Source organism: Aerococcus sp. L_32 (genome assembly GCF_050689315.1).
The window spans coordinates 1-735 of the sequence record NZ_JBOEQF010000920.1 but is presented as its reverse complement, the minus strand read 5'-3'; the positions used below and the strand labels follow the sequence as shown (position 1 = coordinate 735).

1 pseudogene is annotated in these 735 nt (G+C 40.4%); it reads right to left on the bottom strand.

Annotation, left to right across the window (positions count from 1 at the left end):
• Positions 1-392: 392 nt before the first annotated feature.
• Positions 393-735: pseudogene (locus ACRCJ0_RS17370) on the bottom strand (transcription termination factor Rho); the annotation flags it as partial.

Below are 735 nucleotides of genomic sequence, written 5' to 3'. Positions count from 1 at the left end.
TTCTTGTTTCATTTGTACATACTCTCCTTTTCGCCCTGAACTTCTGCAGCCCAGAGATTATTTTTAACATAACACGAGTAGTCTATCATAATGAACTATCACTTTCAAGTAGAATTTTATCACTTCCCTTAAAATTCCAGCAAGTGATAAGGCCATTATTGAGATACGGCAAAAGTCGTTTAGAGAGGAACGTTGGAACAAAAGTCGATCAATATCTACCAGGTACTGTAGCATATTATGAAACGCAGTCACTTCTGACTTTTGGAGGCAGATATCATAACCAACCTTAACCAGTCCCTCCGCAAGTCGAGCGCTGCAAGGCAGACAGGTATAGTGAAGCCCGAATGCCTTTTATCTAAGACTTTAATTTCTAAAGGCTATTAGAAATCAGCCTATTTACCCTTTTTCCCCTTATCTAAAAAGGTACCAAGTCGGTCAATGAACTGGTCATTAGTTTCAGTTTTCTTCATTTCCTTCAGCATTTCATTGGTATAAACCAACATATCGCCCTTCATCGTCTGGCGCAATTTCCATAAAACTTTCAAGGTCGACTCATCATGCAACAACTCTTCCTTACGTGTAGACGAACGACGAATATCAATCGCTGGGAAGACACGAGACTCTGCCAAGTCACGAGATAAGTGAATCTCAGCATTACCCGTTCCCTTGAACTCCTCATAAATCATATCATCCATACGAGAACCCGTATCTACTAAAGCTGTCGCCAGAATAGTT